General features: G+C 72.2%; 16 protein-coding genes. 6 read left to right on the top strand and 10 right to left on the bottom strand.

The window, feature by feature from the left end; translation table 11 throughout:
- The 6 genes from VF746_25735 to VF746_25710 form a co-directional block, all read right to left on the bottom strand.
- On the bottom strand, positions 1–1,065 hold a 1,065-nt coding region (locus VF746_25735), incomplete at its 3' end, for an ABC transporter ATP-binding protein (protein ID HEX8695843.1).
- Positions 1,066–1,077: 12 nt separating this feature from the next.
- The gene (locus tag VF746_25730; GenBank protein ID HEX8695842.1) at positions 1,078–2,406 is read right to left on the bottom strand and encodes an MFS transporter; all 1,329 of its coding nucleotides are present in this window, start codon (positions 2,404–2,406) and stop codon (positions 1,078–1,080) included.
- A gap of 249 nt (positions 2,407–2,655) precedes the next feature.
- Entirely contained in the window at positions 2,656–2,820 is a 165-nt protein-coding gene (locus VF746_25725) for a hypothetical protein (GenBank protein HEX8695841.1), read from the bottom strand.
- 35 nt (positions 2,821–2,855) lie between these two features.
- The gene (locus VF746_25720; GenBank protein HEX8695840.1) at positions 2,856–3,953 is read right to left on the bottom strand and encodes an alkene reductase; all 1,098 of its coding nucleotides are present in this window, start codon (positions 3,951–3,953) and stop codon (positions 2,856–2,858) included.
- 111 nt (positions 3,954–4,064) lie between these two features.
- On the bottom strand, positions 4,065–4,472 hold the full coding sequence (locus VF746_25715; GenBank protein ID HEX8695839.1) for a carboxypeptidase-like regulatory domain-containing protein: 408 nt from the start codon (positions 4,470–4,472) through the stop codon (positions 4,065–4,067).
- 106 nt (positions 4,473–4,578) lie between these two features.
- On the bottom strand, positions 4,579–5,064 hold the full coding sequence (locus VF746_25710) for an Rrf2 family transcriptional regulator (GenBank protein ID HEX8695838.1): 486 nt from the start codon (positions 5,062–5,064) through the stop codon (positions 4,579–4,581).
- Positions 5,065–5,309: 245 nt separating this feature from the next.
- On the opposite strand from VF746_25710, the gene VF746_25705 reads away from it, so the two are divergent.
- The gene (locus tag VF746_25705; GenBank protein ID HEX8695837.1) at positions 5,310–6,053 is read left to right on the top strand and encodes an SURF1 family protein; all 744 of its coding nucleotides are present in this window, start codon (positions 5,310–5,312) and stop codon (positions 6,051–6,053) included.
- A gap of 129 nt (positions 6,054–6,182) precedes the next feature.
- Positions 6,183–7,547, top strand: a complete 1,365-nt coding sequence (locus tag VF746_25700) for a CBS domain-containing protein (protein HEX8695836.1) — start codon at positions 6,183–6,185, stop codon at positions 7,545–7,547.
- Between the two features lie 312 nt (positions 7,548–7,859).
- Here VF746_25700 and fabF read toward each other — a convergent pair whose 3' ends face one another.
- The 4 genes from fabF to VF746_25680 form a co-directional block, all read right to left on the bottom strand.
- Positions 7,860–9,113: a beta-ketoacyl-ACP synthase II gene (fabF, locus tag VF746_25695; protein HEX8695835.1), complete on the bottom strand. Its 1,254-nt coding sequence runs from the start codon at positions 9,111–9,113 to the stop codon at positions 7,860–7,862.
- 104 nt (positions 9,114–9,217) lie between these two features.
- A complete protein-coding gene (locus VF746_25690) occupies positions 9,218–9,874 on the bottom strand; it encodes a response regulator transcription factor (protein HEX8695834.1) in 657 nt (218 codons plus the stop codon).
- Positions 9,875–9,976: 102 nt separating this feature from the next.
- Positions 9,977–10,717, bottom strand: a complete 741-nt coding sequence (locus VF746_25685; protein HEX8695833.1) for a cytochrome c biogenesis protein CcdA — start codon at positions 10,715–10,717, stop codon at positions 9,977–9,979.
- Positions 10,718–10,909: 192 nt separating this feature from the next.
- Positions 10,910–12,394, bottom strand: a complete 1,485-nt coding sequence (locus tag VF746_25680; GenBank protein HEX8695832.1) for a nitronate monooxygenase — start codon at positions 12,392–12,394, stop codon at positions 10,910–10,912.
- A 668-nt stretch (positions 12,395–13,062) separates the two neighbouring features.
- Here VF746_25680 and hemQ point away from each other — a divergent pair.
- The 4 genes from hemQ (at position 13,063) to VF746_25660 (ending at position 16,695) form a co-directional block, all read left to right on the top strand.
- Complete coding sequence (gene hemQ / locus VF746_25675; GenBank protein HEX8695831.1) at positions 13,063–13,878, top strand: hydrogen peroxide-dependent heme synthase; 816 nt, start codon at positions 13,063–13,065, stop codon at positions 13,876–13,878.
- A gap of 155 nt (positions 13,879–14,033) precedes the next feature.
- Positions 14,034–14,816, top strand: coding sequence for an ABC transporter permease (locus VF746_25670; GenBank protein ID HEX8695830.1), 783 nt, complete (start codon positions 14,034–14,036; stop codon positions 14,814–14,816).
- Positions 14,813–15,601 carry an ABC transporter ATP-binding protein gene (locus tag VF746_25665; protein HEX8695829.1) on the top strand — a complete coding sequence of 263 codons (789 nt, stop codon included), beginning with the start codon at positions 14,813–14,815 and terminating at the stop codon, positions 15,599–15,601. Before VF746_25670 ends, VF746_25665 begins: the two co-directional genes overlap by 4 nt.
- Complete coding sequence (locus VF746_25660) at positions 15,598–16,695, top strand: MlaD family protein (protein ID HEX8695828.1); 1,098 nt, start codon at positions 15,598–15,600, stop codon at positions 16,693–16,695. The genes VF746_25665 and VF746_25660 overlap by 4 nt, the downstream gene beginning before the upstream one ends.
- Positions 16,696–16,749: the final 54 nt, after the last annotated feature.

Genomic DNA, 16,749 nt, shown 5'->3' with positions numbered 1-16,749 from the left:
CTCCAGCCGCACGTCGCCACGGACGTGGCCGAGCGGCTCGCGGCGCTCGTCCTCCTGGTCTTCCGACTCCATCCGCACGATCTCGCGGATGCGGTCGAGCCCGGCCAGCGCCTCGCTGAGCTGCGGGCCGATGCTGGCCATCTGCACCACGGGGGCGGCCAGCACGGCGGTGAAGGCCAGGTAGCTCACCAGGTCGCCGACGGTCATCCGCCCGGCCAGGATGTCGCGCCCTCCCACCAGGATCATCACCACCCCGATGAGCCCGGCCACCACCGTGGCCACCGCGCCGGCCGCCGAGACGCCGGTGATGGTGCGGGCCACGTTGCGGAAGAGCCGGTGCGCGCCGCGGGTGAACACCCGCTGCTCGCGCTTCTCGGTGCCGTACGCCTTCACCACGCGGATGCCGCCCAGCGTCTCGGTGAGCCGCCCGGTGACCTGCGCGTTGATCTCGCCGCGCTCGCGGAAGACGGGTCTGAGCCGCGAGAGGATGAGCCCCATCCCCGTGCCGAAGCTCGCCAGCACCAGCAGGATAAAGAGCGTCATCTTCCAGTTGAGCCAGAAGAGGACCACCAGCGCCAGCGCCGCCGTGAAGGCGCCGCCCACCAGCTGCACCATCCCCGTCCCCACCAGGTTACGGATCCCTTCGGCGTCGGTCATCACGCGCGACACCAGGATCCCCGTCTGGGTGGAGTCGAAGTAGCGCACCGGAAGGCGGGTGACGTGCGCCATCACCCGGCGGCGCATGTCGGTGATGGCCCGCTGCGCGGTGACGCTGATCACCTGCGAGAGCGCGAACGAGCCCACCGCCTGCACCAGCGTGGCCGCGGCCACGGCGAGCGCGAGCGGCGCCAGCAGGCCGGCGCGCCCTTTCCCGATCACGTCGTCGATCAGGAACTTGGTGCTGGCCGGCAGCACCAGCCCGGCCACGCGGCTCACCAGCATCAGCACCAGGCCCACGCCCAGGTAGCGCCGGTGCGCCCACATCAGCCGGCGCGCCTCGCGCCACGCCTCGGGCGAGCTCTTCTTCTTTTTCTTCCCGGCCCCGTCGGGCGTAGAAGCAGCCAAGGGAGTGTCCTTTCAGGTTCCGGTGGCGCGCCGCGGCTCGGCATCGCCTGAAATCTCGGTCTGGTCCGCGCGCCGTGCGGCCGGCCGGAGCGGCGCTACCGGCTCCGCGGGGCGGATGCGGGCGGCCAGCGGGAGGCAGAGCAGGGTGGCGCCGGCGGCGATCAGCCCCACGGTGCCGAAGCGCGTGATCCCCGTGGCCGCCGAGCCGCCGACGACCTGCCCGGCCAGCATCGCCGCCAGCCCGGCCGACATCTGCTGGATCGACGAGTTCACGCTCATGAAGCCGCCCCGCCGCCGGGGCTCCACGCTCCCGGTGATGAGCGCCATCGAGGGCACCATGCGCGCCGAGAAGCCCATCATCATCACCGTGGTCACCACCAGCGCCACCCAGAGCGGCGCGCGCGGCAGGTGCGTCACCGCCAGGATGGGGACGATGGAGACGAGCGCCGCGGCCATGAACACGCGCGCGTGGCCGTGGCGGTCGGCCAGCCGCCCCGCCAGCGGCCCGCTGAGCAGGGTGAACAGCCCGCCGAAGAGGTAGACGAAGCTGAGCTCCGCCTCCTTCACCCCCACGTTGGCCACCAGGTACGGGCTCAGGAAAGGGGAGACGGTGAAGCCGCCGAACATGAGCCCCACCATCAGCGCGAACGCCCGCAGGTGCCGCGGTTCGCGCACCACCTCGATCACCTCGCCCAGCGGGGGGCGCCGCTCCGCCGCCAGGTGCGCGCGCATCGGCGGCAGCGCGAAGAAGCCGAGCGCGATCACCGCCGCCGTGGCCGCCGCCAGCAGGTAGAACGGCGCGTGCCAGGACGACTGCGCGGCCAGGAAGAGCCCGACCGGCAGCCCCAGCACCGAGGCCGCGCTGAACCCGGAGGTGACGATCCCCATGGCCGTGCCGCGCCGCGCGGGGGGGATCTGGTCGCCCACGACGGCGAAGACCACCGCCCCCAGTACCCCGCCGAACGCGCCGGCGGCCACCCGCGCGGCGAGGAGGAAGGGGTACGAGGGCGCCAGCGCGCAGAGCAGCGTCCCCACCCCGAAGCCGGTGAGCAGCCCCAGGAGCGCCGTCTTGCGGTCGAAGCGGTCCATGAAGAACGCCGCCAGCAGCCCCGACACCGCCGCGCTGAAGGTGTACGCCGACACGATCAGCCCGAACTGCTCGGGCGTGATGCGGAAGGAGCGCATGAGCTGCGGCCCCAGCGGCATCACGATCACGAAGTCCATGATGTGGCAGAACTGCACCGCCGCCAGCACGAGGAGCAGCAGCCACTCGCGCCGCCGCTCCGCCTTCGCCTCCGGGTCCCGCGACGCCGCCTCCGCCCCCGTGCTCTCTCGACTCATTCCCGCCCGCAAAGTAGAAAACACCGGGCGAGCCGTCCTTCGCCCGGTGGGAGGCGCCTGATACCCCGGCTTCGCCGTCCCGCTCCGCCACGACTTCAATCTCATGAATTCACCTTGGTTCCGATAGACTGGCAAAACAGCATTGGACTCACGCAGAGTCAGCAGAGTTAGCAGAGAGTTCATCGCCGCTCCGGGGCTCTCTCTGCTACCTCTGCTTCCTCTGCGTGAGACATGTAGTTTATCGTTGCTTCATCCCATCGCCTGGCTCGGACGCGGCCGCGACGCGCCCGAGGCGGGCGCGGGGGCCGGTCCGGGGCGGATGACAATGCCGACGGGCTCCTCGCGCCGTGCGTCGGCCAGCTCCAGCGCCGGCTCCACCGGGACGCCGCGGGGGAGCGTGAGCAGTGCCAGCATGGTGCCTCCCTTCCTCCCTGTCTCGTGTGCCCTTCTCACGCCGCCCGCACCGCGTCGAGCGGCGGGTAGTCGGTGTAGCCCCGCTCGTCGCCGCCGTAGAAGGTGGCGCGGTCCGGCTCGTTGAGCGGCGCCCCCTCGCGGAAGCGGCGCGGCAGGTCGGGGTTGGCCAGGAACGCCGTCCCGAAGCTCACCAGGTCCGCCCGCCCCGACGCGACCGCCGCGTGGGCGCTCTCTGCCCCATAGCCCCCGTTGGCGATGAACGGCCCGCGGAAGATGGCCCGGAGCGCCGGCGAGATCCGGGTCGGGCTGCTCCCCGGCGCCACCGGCTCGACCACGTGCAGGTACGCCAGCCCGAAGCGGTTCAGCGCGTACGCCGCGTAGCCGAAGGTGGCCTCCGGGTCCGAGTCGGCCATCCCGTTCGTGGTGCCGAGCGGCGAGAGGCGCACTCCCACCCGGTCGCCGCCCCACACGTCCACCACGGCGGCCGCCACCTCCTCCAGGAAGCGCACCCGGTTCGGCACGGTGCCGCCGTAGCGGTCGGTGCGCCGGTTGGAGCCGTCGCGCAGGAACTGGTCGATCAGGTAGCCGTTGGCCCCATGCAGCTCCACCCCGTCGAACCCCGCCTGGTACGCCAGCCGCGCCCCTTCCGCGAAGTCTTCCACGACCGACGCGACCTCCTCCGTCTCCAGCGGGCGCGGGGTGACGAACGGCTGCGGCCCGTGCGGGGTGACGGCCTGCCCCTGGATCCCCAGCGGCGACGGCGCCACGGGGAGCGCCCCGCCCGGCTGCAGCGACGGGTGCGACACCCGACCCACGTGCCAGAGCTGCAGGAAGATGCGCCCGCCCGCCGCGTGCACCGCGTCGGTCACCCCGCGCCACCCCTCCACCTGCTCGCGGGTGTGGATCCCCGGCGTGTGCGGGTAGCCCGCCCCCTGCGGCGACACCTGCGACCCCTCCGTCACGATCAGCCCCGCCGTGGCCCGCTGCGCGTAGTACTCGGCCATCAGCGGCGTGGGCACGTTCCCCTCGCCGGCGCGGTTGCGCGTCATCGGCGCCATCACCAGCCGGTTGCGCAGCTCGTACGGCCCGAGCTGGAAGGGCGAGAACAGGTTCCGCTCCCTCGTGTCGCTCATCTCGACCCTCTCGTCTTCGCTTTTCCGCGGCCCCCGTTGCGCCCTTCGCGACGCAACCGAAACCGTCACTGTTACGGTTTTGGACGCACCAATCCCTTGCGGGGGAACAGCTTACGGCCGCCGCCGCGGTCCGCGGCGCTGCTCCGCGAGCGCTTCCCCCCGCCGCGCGGGCGCCAGCCGCGCGATCACGCTCTGCAGCTTCCCGGGATCGAGCGCCACCCGCAGCTCCCGGGCGCCGTATCCCGTCCCCACCGCGCGCAGCCGGTACTCCCCCGGCCGCACCCCCGCGAACTCGAAGCCGCCCGTCTCGCCCGTCACCGTGCTGCGCGCCGGCTGCTCCGCGTCGGCCGGCGTGAGCGTCACGCGCGCCCCGGCCACCGGGCTCCCGGTCCCGTCCGTCACCCGCCCCACGATCCTCCCCTCCTGCGCCGCGGCCGGCGCGGCGGCCAGCAGGAAGAGCAGGAAGAGCACTTGGACGGGGAGCGATCGCCGGATCGGGTCTCGCCATGTGATCGTCATCGCCTCCTCCTTCCCCTCGTCTCCACCCGGCCGAAACGATACCGCCGTTTCGAAAACCGTGCCTGTTACAGTTACATTTATGTGGAAAAGGCGGCCGTCCGGACGGCTACGCCTGCCGTTCGCCCGCGGCGGCGTGGGCGGGCTCCTGCACGCGATCGCACCCGCAGTGCCCCGCGCGCGCCATCACCTCGCGCCCCACGTCGGCGATGGTGACCTCGTCCAGCTCGCGCTCCATCGCCTGGCGGGCGCGGCAGAAGATCCCCTGCAGCACGTGCTGGATGTTGCCGCCGATGCTGCAGTCGCGCCGCGGCGTTTGCGGGTGCAGCGAGAACAGCTCGTCGGCGTCCTCCACCGCGCGGTAGACGTCCAGCAGCGTGATCTGTCCCGGCTCGCGGGCGAGCTGCGCGCCGCCGCCCACGCCCGGCTGCACCGTCACCATCCCCGCGTTGCGCAGCGCGCCCACGATGCGGCGCACCACCACCGGGTTGGTGTTCACGCTGGCGGCGATGCGCTCCGAGGTGGCACCCTCGGACCGCTTCCACGCCAGGTAGGCGAGCACGTGAACGGCTACCGCGACCCTGCTGCTGATCATCCTGCCTCGTTTCGTCGCTCCCGAGAAACTGTAACTAGACTAGTTTCGGATTCTCTCCGTGTCAAGGGCCGGCTGAAAAGCCTCACACGGAGGAAACGGAGTCAACGGAGAACAGCGAGGGGGTTTCTCCGTTAACTCCGTTAACTCCGTTGACTCCGTGTGAGACATGTCGATCCATACGAGCACGGATGCCCGCCGGGTGGTAGATTCTCCGCGCGAAACGACCCCGAATCTGCCGTCGGACGATGAAGATCTCCCCGCGCGGCGTGCTGGGCGCCGCGTTCATCCTGGCGATGTGCGCGCTCTGCGTGCGCCTGGGCTTCTGGCAGCTCGACCGGCTGCAGCAGAAGCGCGAGCGCAACGCCGCGCTCGTCTCGAAGATGAGCCTCCCCCCGCTCGCGCTCGACGCGGCGGCCGCCGACTCCATCCGCCGCGACCCCGGGCGCTTCGTCAACCGGCGGGTGCGCGCGGCGGGCGTCTACCTCCCCGCGGGCGAAGTCGTCCTCCGGGGGCGCGTGCAGGACGGCAGGCCGGGCGTCCACCTCGTCACCCCGCTGGCGGTCGGCGGCACCGGCGCCGTCGTCTACGTGAACCGCGGGTGGGTCCCCTCGCCCGACGCGGCCACGGCGGACCCGGCGCCGTACGCCGAGCCGGGGGCGCGCCGGGTCGAGGGCATCCTCCAGGAGGTCCCCGTCACCCGCGACGGCGGCGCCCCGGCCGCCGCGCGCGCGGGCGGGGCCACCACCTACCGGCGGCTGGACCTGGAGACGCTGCGGCGGCTGGCGCCCGGGTCCGTCCTCCCGCTCTACCTGCAGCAGCTCCCCGGCGCCGATTCGGCCCGCGCGGCGCCGCCCGTGCGCCTGGGCGCGCCCGCGCTCGACGAGGGGCCGCACCTGGGCTACGCCATCCAGTGGTTCAGCTTCGCCGCGATCGGCGTCGTGGGGCTCGCGATCCTCCTCCTGCGCGAGCGGCGGCGCGCCTCGAAGTAAGCCGGAAGACCCCGCCGGAAGGGTGCGCATCTTGCACCCGCTGCCCGTTCCTTCCCCTGGTGAGTGGGGGATGATTCGGACGGCGGCCCGGGCGCCGCCGGCAGGTCACTCAACCGCAGGAGGCTGAGCATGGCACGCTACGGACGGGACTTCGACCGTACACGGTGGGGACGCGGAGGCGAGGGGGGGACCGGCGGCTCCGGCTTCTACGGCGGCGGGGACGAGTACGGCTCGCACTGGCAGGGCGGCGGCGGCGGGATGGGCCGCGGCTGGGGGAGCGAGTACGGCGGGATGGGCTCCAGCGGCCGCGGCGGCTGGGGCGGCGGTGAAGGCGGCTGGGGCGGCGGTGAGTACGGCGGGATGGGCTCCGACGCCGGCGGCTACCAGGGCGGCGGGTACGGCGGCGGCTACAGCGGCTTCGGCAGCGGCGGCGGCTCGTACGACAACGACTTCGGCGCCGGCGGCGGCTGGGGCAGCGGTGGCGGCGGCCGCGGCGGCTGGGGCGGCGGGATGACCCGCGGCCGCGGCGGCGACCTGTACAGCGCCGGCGGCTACGGCTACGAGACCGGCGGCTACGGCGGGATGCGCGACTACGGCGGGGGCGGCACCGGCGGCGGCTACTACGGCGGCGGCTCGACCGGCGGCAGCTCGTTCGGCGGCGCCGGCAGCACCCTGGGCGGGCGCGACTTCGAGACCGGCTACACCGGCGGCGGCGACTGGGGCGCCCGCGACACCGGCCTGGGCCGGGGCGGCAGCCGCGGCGGCGGGTACGGCGGCGGCTACGGCAGCGGCGGCGGGATGTCGGGCGGGCAGGACGAGACCCGGCGGGTGCGCGCGGCCGACATCATGACCGAGAACCCCGAGTGCGTCACCCCCGACAGCTCGCTGGCCGAGGCCGCGCAGAAGATGCGCGACCTGAACGTGGGGATCATCCCCGTGGTCGACAGCGAGACCAACAAGCGGCTGCGCGGCGTGGTCACCGACCGCGACATCACCATCCGCGCGGTGGCCGAGGGGATGGACGCCCGCGGCACCAAGGTCTCCGAGGTGATGACCACCGAGGTCGAGAGCTGCAACAAGAACGACACGGTGGCCGACATCCTCCGGGTGATGGAGAGCGAGCAGGTGCGCCGCGTTCCCATCACCGACCGCGAGGGGCGCCTGGTGGGGATCGTGGCGCAGGCCGACGTGGCCCGCGACATCGACACCCCACGCGGCGAGCAGCGCGTGGCCGACACCCTGGAGCGCATCTCCGAGCCCACCGGCCGCGGCGGGCGCGGCGGCACGCGCTCCAGCCAGTCCCGCGGCGGGACGGGCGGCGGCCGCTCGACGGGCGGGATGAGCGCCGGCGGGACCGGCTCCGGCGGCGGCATGAGCGCCGGCGGGACCGGCCTGGGCGGCGGCACCGGCCGCACGGGCTCGGGCGGCGGCAGCAACCTCGGCGGCACCGGCGAGTCGGGCAGCGGGAGCTGGGGCGGCGGCGAGACCTCCTGACCGCCGTCTCTCCGGCACGACGCGAGGGGGAGGCTCCCGGGTGGGGCCTCCCCCTCGTCGCGAGTGCCTGAAGACACCCGCTGGAACCACGGAAAGCCTCGCAAACCCCGCGAGGCTTCAACCGCTGCAACTACAACCCCTCGCACCGATCCGTCACGTCCACCCTCTCCCAGACCTGGGTCCCAGACCTGGGAGAGGGTGGACGCTCCAAGGCGGCGGGTGAGGGCCCCCGCGGCCGCGCCGATACTCGCTGAGAAGCAGGGATTGTCCACCGGCCGCCCACCGTCGCGCGAAGCGCCGAAGTGTTCCCGGCTACTCCTCGTACCGCTTCAGCACCAGCGTGGTGTTGGCGCCGCCGAAGCCGAAGGAGTTGGAGAGCACCACGTCCAGCTCGGCCTTGCGGGCCTGGTGGGGGACGTAGTCCAGGTCGCACTCCGGGTCGGGGTCGGTGAGGTTGATGGTGGGCGGCATCACCCCGTCGCGCAGCGCGAAGGCCGAGATCCCCGCCTCGATCGCCGCGCTGCCGCCCAGCGCGTGCCCCAGCATCGACTTGGTGGACGACACCGCCAGCCGGTCCGCGTGGGGCCCGAACACGGTGCGGATGGCGCGCGTCTCGGCCAGGTCGCCCACCGGCGTGGCGGTGCCGTGCGCGTTGATGTAGTCCACCTGCTCGGGGGCCATGCCGGCGCTCCTGAGCGCCCGCCGCATCGCCCGGACCGCGCCCTCGCCGTTCTCCGGCGGCGCCGTCACGTGGTAGGCGTCGGCGCTCATCCCGAAGCCCGCCACCTCGGCCAGGATCGGCGCCCCGCGCCGCCGGGCCGCCTCCAGCTCCTCCAGGATCAGGATGGCCGCGCCCTCGGCGTGCACGAACCCGCTCCGCTTCGCGTCGAACGGCTTCGACGCCGTCTCGGGCGAGTCGTACTCCGTGGCCAGCGCGCGCGCCGCCGCGAAGCCGGCGAAGGAGATGGCCGTCACGCACGCCTCGGTGCCCCCGGCGATCATCATGTCGGCGTCGCCGCGCTGGATGGCGTGGAACGCCTCGCCGATCGCGTGGTTGCTGCTGGCGCACGCCGAGACGGGGGCGTAGCTGGGCCCCGCCGCGCCGGTGCGCATGGCCACCTGCCCCGCGGCCAGGTTGATGATGCTGGCGGGGATGAAGAACGGCGAGACGCGCCGCGGCCCCGAGGCGTCCATCAGGGTGCGCGTCTCCATGATGTTGGCGATCCCGCCCATCCCCGAACCGATGATGGTCCCCGTGTTCTCGGGGTCGGGCACCGGCCCCAGCCCGCCGAGGCCGGCGTTTCTCAGCGCCTCGTCCGCGGCCACCAGCGCGTACTGGATGAAGGTGTCCATCCGCTTCGCCTCGCGCCGCTCGATCACCGGCTCGGGGTCGAAGTCCTTCACCTCGGCCGCCACGCACACCTCGGGGGGCAGCCCCTCCAGCTGGAACCTGGTGAGCGGCCCGGTCCCCGACTTCCCGGCCAGCACGTTCCTCCAGGTCTCCTCCGCGCCGTTCCCCAGCGGAGTGACCATCCCGATCCCGGTGACCACGACCCTGCGATTCACGTTCGACCCCTCGGGTTATGGGGGACAGGGGACAGGGGACAGCCCGCAACCGCGCCGAAGCGGGCAGGCCGTCCCCTGTACCCTGTAACCTGTCCCCTGCGGTTTCATTCCGCCTTCAGCAGCCCCGTCCTCAGCGCGAAGCGCACCAGCTCGCTGCGGTGGTGGAGGTCGAGCTTCTCCATGATCCGCGCGCGGTAGGTGTCCACCGTCTTGGGGCTGATGAACAGCTTCTTCCCGATCTCGCTGGAGCTGAACCCCTCCACCGTGAAGGCCAGCACCTCGCGCTCGCGGTCGGTGAGCCTCTCCAGCGGGTCCTCCCCGCCCGGCTCGGCCTTCTGCTTGAGGCCGCGCAGCAGCAGCTTGGCGCCGCTCGGGTAGAGGAAGACGTCGCCCGAGGCCACCGTCTTGATCGCCTCGATCAGCTCCTCGTCGGCGCTCTTCTTGTTGACGTACCCCGAGCCGCCCGCCTCCAGCACCGGGAGCAGGTGCTCCTCCTCGCCGTGCATGGTGAGCACCAGGGTGCGGATGTCCTGCCCGAGCGCCGAGATCTGCCTGACCGCCTCCAGCCCGCCCATCCCCGGCATCGACAGGTCCATCAGCACCACGTGCGGGCGCAGCTGCCCGGCCTTCATCACCCCCTCCTCGCCCGTGGACGCCTCGCCGACCACCAGGAAGCCGGGCTCGGCCTCCAGCAGCGCGCGCAGCCCCGCGCGCAGCACGGCGTGGTCGTCCACCAGCAGGATGCGGATCGTCTGGGGCATCGGCCTTTCAGCGGCTCGGGTCGGGGGAAAACGGCGCCGGAGCGCGACGAATCTGCCCCGCAGGTGTCGGCGGCGCAAGCAGCGCGGGGTCGGAGCGCCGGGTCAGAGCCGCTCCGAGAGCCAGGCGGGCGTCCAGCGCGCCATCACCCCCGAGAGCGCCGAGAACGAGCCGGTGAGCATCAGGAGCCCCAGCGCGATCAGCAGGGCGCCGCTGATGCGGTTGATCCACGGCAGCCAGCGCCGGATCCGCCGGAAGCCGGTGAGGAAGCGCTCGATCAGGAGCGTGGAGAGGAGGAACGGCACCGCCAGGCCGGCCGAGTACACGGCCAGGAGCCCGATCCCCTGCGCCATGCTGTCGCGCGTGGCGGCCAGGGTGAGGATGCCGCCCAGCACGGGCCCGATGCACGGCGTCCACCCCGCGCCGAAGGTGATCCCCACCAGCACGGTGCCCAGGTAGCCCACCGGCTTCTCGGCCAGGTGCATCCGCCACTCGCGCCCCGCGCCGGGCAGCCGCAGCGCGCCCAGCAGGTAGAGCCCGAAGAGGATGAGCAGCACGCCGCCCACGCGCTCCACCCAGCGGCTGGCGTAGTTCATCAGCGCGCCCAGGAAGCTGGCGCTGGCGCCCAGCGCCAGGAACACGAAGGTGAAGCCCAGCACGAAGAGCACGCCGTGCAGGAGCACGGTGCGGCGGGTGCGCGCGGTCTCGGCGCCCTGCAGCTCGTCCAGGCTCATCCCGGTGATGAACGTGGCGTAGCTCGGCACCAGCGGGAGCACGCAGGGCGAGAGGAAGCTGAGCAGCCCCGCGGAAAAGGCGACGAACAGCCCCAGCGACTGGCCTTCCATTCCGATCCGTCTGGTTGGGTGGAGCACTGGCGCCGGGTAGAGCGCGCGCCTGATACACCGCTTCCGCGCTTCGGAGCCACGGACCAACAGACATGCAGCTCAGGCCCTCGCTGCACGAACAAAGCCCCGCAAGCACGACCGGGCCCCGCGCAACGCGGAGCCCGGTCGTTCCATCTGCGGAGATCCCGCGCGTCAGGCCCGGGCGGGGGCCTCCGCCGCTTCGACGGGGTCGCGGCTCACCAGGCGGCGCAGCCCGGTGAGGAGGTAGTCGATCACCTCGCCCGCGGTGTAGCCCGAACGGTCGGAGCCGATGAAGCGGCGGATGTTCTTCAGCTCGTCGCCGCTGGTGATGAGCGGGGGCTCCTCGACGCCGCCGTCGCGCGCCTGGGCCATCCCCAGCGTGGCGAAGAGCGCGTTGCACAGGCACTTGCGCCCCACCGTGTCGGCCGCGTCGCCGCCCTTCTTCACGTAGGTGTCCACCGGCTCGGCGGGGCAGCGGTAGTCGATGCGCCCGTCGGCGCGCTTGAAGGCGGTGCGCAGGTACCCCAGGTCGCACACGCGCTCGCGCTGCTGGTAGACGGGAAGCTGCGAGACGGTGCCCTCGAGCTGCACCACCTTGAAGGGGAAGCCCGTGGGACTGGCGCGGCCGTCGGTGAGGACGTCGATCGAGTCGTCCTGCGCCTGGCGGATCACGTCGCGCTTGAGGCTGGGCGCCAGCCCCGACTCGTCGGAGTAGGCGAAGAGGGTGCCCACCTGGATCCCCGCGGCGCCGGCCTCCAGCGCCTCCTGCAGCTTCTCGGGGCTCCCCGAGCCGCCGGCCAGCCAGAAGGGGAGCCCGTGCTCCTTCATCTTCTCCAGGTCCACCAGGTCGCGCTCGCCGTACACCGGCTCGCCGCGCTCGTTGAGCACCAGGTCGCCGCGCGGCGGGGCGTTGTGGCCGCCCGCCGTGGGCGCCTCGATGACGAAGCCGTCCACCCGGCCCGTGGCCTTGCGCGCCAGCATGGTGGCCAGCGAGTTGGAGGCGATGATGGGAAGGAAGAACGGCCGCGGCGCGTCCTGCGCCTCGGCGAAGTGAGCGCGCGGGTCGAAGGTGAGGTACTCGGTCTCGTCGCGCCCCAGCCCCTCCACCTCGAACTTGATCTGCGCCGGCTCGTGCGCCGCGAAGCGGTCCAGCACGCCGGGGATCTCCTTGGGGATTCCGGCGCCCATCAGCACGTAGTCGACCTTGGCCAGCATGGCTCCGTACAGGGTGGCCAGGTTGGGCATCTGCACCTTGGTGAGCAGGTTCACCCCCACCAGGCCGTCGTGCCCCTCCTTGGCCAGCCACACCTCCACGAACGAGGCGAGCATGGTGAGCTGCTCGCGCACCTTGGTCATCACCTGCCGGTACATGGGGATGGCCCGGTACGGCTCGCCCGGCGCGCGCCCCTCCGGGCGGAAGTACCGGTCGAGCACGTCCTCCACCACCTCCGGCAGCGGGAAGTCGGCCATGGCGCGCCGCATGTGCCCGCCCGCGTCGCCGTCCTGCAGCCGCCGCACCAGGACCGTGTCGATGCACGTCCCGGACACCACGCCCAGCTGCCCCCGCATGGAGACCGCCTTGGCGAGCACCCAGTTCGAGATCCCGACCCCCATGCCGCCCTGGATGATGAGCGGATGCGTGAACGCAGCAGTCATACCGTTGCGGGACAAAGGGTTGCGGTCGGAGGACGAGAGCAAGGAACCAGGCAATCTAGCGTGAAAGTGGCGCCGAGGCAACGCTTTACAAAAAAACCGCTGCCTCGTGAACGCGGCTCAGCGGGCCTGCTCCGTACCGCAGAACGGGTGCCAGGTTCCCCCGCCGCCCGCGCGGAGAGCCGCGATCTGTCCCTCCGGATGCCCTTCGACCGTGGTCGTTCCACGCTTTCCGGGGTTCGCGCCGGCCGCCGCAGCCTTTCCACGCGTCCGTGGACTTCCTCTCCCCGCGGCCCGGGAAACGGCAATCTCTGCCGCAAGGTGAGACCGGTTCCTCCTGCTCGGCCGGCATGGGTGGGGGAGGCCGTCGGGGACGCCCCTCCCCGCCCCTCTCCCGCCCGCAGGAGCGGGCGGGAGAGGGAGAACTGCAACCCCCATGAGTCGGCGCGGCGTATCGGGCTCACGTGGTCGTTACGAAGCCAGCCTCCCCGCGCCGAACCCGCGTCCGCGCCGAAGGAGCCGGCACAGGCGGGCTTTGCGCCGTTGCCGCCGCGGGTCCACCCGCCCTCCACCAGGCCCTCCACCACGCCGCCCCGTTGCCGCCCCTCCCCCGCCGATGGATATTCCACCGTGCGTCCCGACGACGATCCCGGAGCCGAGGGTCCAGGCCGATGCCCACCCAGCTTTCCCCCGCCACCCTGGAGGGGTGGTACGCGCTGCACCAGATGTTCGCCGCCGACTGGCCGGCGGTCCGCGCGCTCGCGCCCGGGCGGCGCGGCGAACTGGCCGAGGCGGCGGTGCGCGTCTTCACCGAGGTCGAGCAGGAGGCGGCCGAGGGGTGGACCGCCGCCTTCCAGGTGGTGGGCGGCGGCGCGGACTGGATGTTCGTGCACTTCCGCCCCTCGCTCGAGGAGCTCTCGGCCGTGGAGCGGCGGATCAAGGGCTCGCCGCTCTCCGACGTGATGCGGCTGGAGTTCGACTACCTCTCCGTCACCGAGGCCGGGCTCTACCACGCCACCGCCCAGGCCGCCCGCGAGGCCGAGCCGGGGAGCGAGGAGTTCCGCCGCCTGCTGGGCGAGGCGGCCGCCGCCGAGCGCGCCTCGGCGCACGTGCAGACGCGCCTCTTCCCGCGGATCCCCGAGGGGATGCGCTACGCCTCGTTCTACCCGATGAGCAAGCGGCGCGCGGCGGGGCAGAACTGGTATGCGCTCGACGTGCAGGAGCGCAGCCGCCTGATGCGCGAGCACGGGCTCACCGGGCGGCGCTACGCGGGGCGCATCTTCCAGGTGATCACCGGCAGCATCGGGCTCGACGACTGGGAGTGGGGCGTCACCCTCTTCGCCCACGACCCGCTGGACTTCAAGCGCATCGTCACCGACATGCGCTTCGACGAGGCGAGCGCGCTCTACGGCGAGTTCGGGCGCTTCTTCACCGGCATCCGATTTGCGCCCGGCGACTGGCCGGAGGTGCTGGGCGTGGGCCGCTGATCCCCGCCGCGGCGCCCGTTCCCGGCAGCCGACCACGCGGCCCGGGCCCGGCGGGGTCCGGGCGTTCTTGCGATAGGGACGGAGCTTCGCTTCCACCGGCCGCCGAAAGCGCCCGTTCTGGCGGCGGCGTTCGGCCCGCCCGTATCTTGGCACGCATGAGCGTTCAAGGCAGACTCGAGAACCTGGGCGCGGCCACCCTGCGCGGCTTCAGCGGGATGGGCGTCTTCAGCCGCTTCGCGGCCGAGGGCGCGCGCTCCACGAAGGACGTCGGCACCTGGGGGCCGCTGCTGGCCGTGCAGATGCGCAAGCTGGGGGTGAACTCGATCCCCATCGCCCTCTTCCTCTCGGCGTTCACGGGGATCGTGCTGGCGCTGCAGGCCTCGTACACCTTCACCGGCGCCATCCCGCTCTACTTCGTGGGGACGCTGGTGGGGAAGACGATGATCCTGGAGCTGGGCCCCGTGCTCACGGGCCTCGCGCTGGCGGGGCGGGTGGGGGCCAACATCGCGGCCGAGCTGGGAACCATGCGCGTCTCCGAGCAGATCGACGCGCTGGAGACCATGGCGTACAACCCGGTGGCGTACCTGGTGGTGCCGCGGGTGCTGGCGGGGCTGCTGATGTTCCCGATCATCGTGATCCTGGCCGACGTGGTGTCGATCTTCTTCGGGCTCATCACCGCGATGAGCCTGCTCGACATGAGCGCGCAGCAGTTCATCCGGGGCTTGAGGCTCTTCTACACGCACTTCGACATCGTCTACTCGACCATCAAGTGCATCTCGTTCGGGTTCGTGATCACGCTGATCGGCTGCTACCAGGGCTTCCACACCCGCGGCGGCGCCGAAGGGGTGGGCGTGGCCACCACGCGCGCGGTGGTGATGTCGGCGATCATGATCCTGGTGCTGGACGCCTTCTGGGCCGCCACGCTGCTGCGCCAGTGAGCATCGAGCTGAAGGACATCCACAAGGCGTTCGGGCCCAAGCAGGTGCTGCGCGGCCTCACCCTCGACGTGGAAGAGGGCGAGACGGTGTCGCTGGTGGGCTTCTCGGGGGCGGGGAAGTCGGTGGCGCTCAAGCACATCAACGGGCTGCTCCGCCCCGACCGCGGCACCGTGTTCGTGGACGGGCAGGAGGTGCCGAAGCTGCCGCGCCTGGACCTGTACCGGCTGCGGCTCGACATCGGCTACGTCTTCCAGTTCGCCGCGCTGTTCGACTCCATGACGGTGGCCGAGAACATCCTGATGGGGCTCAGGAAGAAGGGCGGGATGAGCGAGCGGGAGATGCGCTCCCGCATCGGCGAGTCGCTGGCGCTGGTGGACCTGGGGGGCTTCGAGGAGCGCCTCCCGGCCGAGCTCTCGGGCGGGCAGCGCAAGCGCGCGGGGCTGGCGCGGGCCATCGCGTACCGCCCCAAGTACCTGCTCTACGACGAGCCCACCAGCGGGCTGGACCCGGTCACCACCACGGTGATCGACCAGCTGATCATGCGGATGAAGGAGGAGCTGGGGGTCACCAGCCTGGTGATCACCCACGACATGAAGAGCGCCTATTCGATCAGCGACCGCATCGCCATGCTGTACCAGGGGCGGGTGGTCGAGGTGGGGACGCCGGACGAGATCCGGAACTCCACCAACGAGGTGGTGCGCAGCTTCGTGGAGGGTCGCCCCGACCTGGCCCACGACGCGGAAATTCCGCAGCCCCCGGCCGCGGAGACACGGAGGCAAATATGAGGCTGAAGAACGAGGCCCTGGTGGGGATGGTGGTGCTGGCGGGGATCCTGGTGGCGCTGGTGGGGGCGATCTGGCTCTCGGGCCAGTCGTTCGGCTCGCCGCAGCGGACTCTCACCGCCGTGTTCACCGAGGTGGGGGTGCTGGCCGAGGGGAGCCCGGTGAAGTACCGCGGGGTGAAGGTGGGGCGGGTGAGCGCCATCGAGCTGGTGCCGCAGGGCAACGGCGTGCTGGTGACCATGGCGGTGGACGACCGGGTGGTGCTCCCGCGCGACGCGGGGGCGCTGATCTCGCCCGAATCGTTCTTCGGCGACTGGCAGGTGGCGCTGGTGTCGCGCGCGGCCAACTCGAGCCTCGACTTCGTGCAGATGCCCGGCACCGACGCGCTCCCCGGCGCCACCATGCCCGACATCACCCAGCTCACCGCCGTGGCCGCCGACATCGCCGAGGACATGCAGATCCTCAGCGACCGGGTGCAGCTGGCCTTCACCGAGGAGACGGCCATCAACATCCGCGAGACGCTGGGCGACCTGCGCGACGTGAGCCAGCAGATCGAGGGCTTCATCGACCAGCAGACGCGCGTCTACGGGCAGGTGGGGCGCAACGTCCTGGAGTCGACCGCCAACGTCCGCACCACCACCGCCGAGGCGTCGCTGGCCGCGCGCGAGATCCGCCGCACCATCAGCGAGGGCGAGATCCAGGCGGTGCTGGCCAACGCGCAGCGGGCCAGCAACAACCTGGCGGCGCTCTCCGACCAGCTGCGCGGCGCCACCTCGGGAGTGCCCGGGATGGTGGCGCGGGCCGACACCACCATCGCCTCGTTCGGCGAGACGGCGCGGACGCTGAACGAGACGATCCGCGGGCTGCAGCCCGGCCTGGCGGAGCTGGGCCCGACCATGGTGGAGGCGAGGAGCGCCGTGTCCACCCTCAACCGGGCGATGACGGCGATCGAGCAGGGCAACGGCTCCCTGGGCCGCCTGCTGCAGGACCCGGCGCTCTACGAGGAGACGCAGCGGGCGATCGTGACGCTGCAGCGCCTGCTGGCCGACATCCAGCAGAACCCGGCGAAGTACATCGGGCAGCTGCAGATCTTTTAACCGCAGTGCCCAGTGCCCAGTGGAAAGTGCCCGGGAACTGCGACGCCCGGGCGC

It is taken from the genome of Longimicrobium sp. (assembly GCA_036389795.1).
Classification (GTDB): Bacteria; Gemmatimonadota; Gemmatimonadetes; order Longimicrobiales; family Longimicrobiaceae; genus Longimicrobium.
Note: the sequence above shows the minus strand (reverse complement) of the source record. Positions and strands in the feature narration are given on the sequence as shown.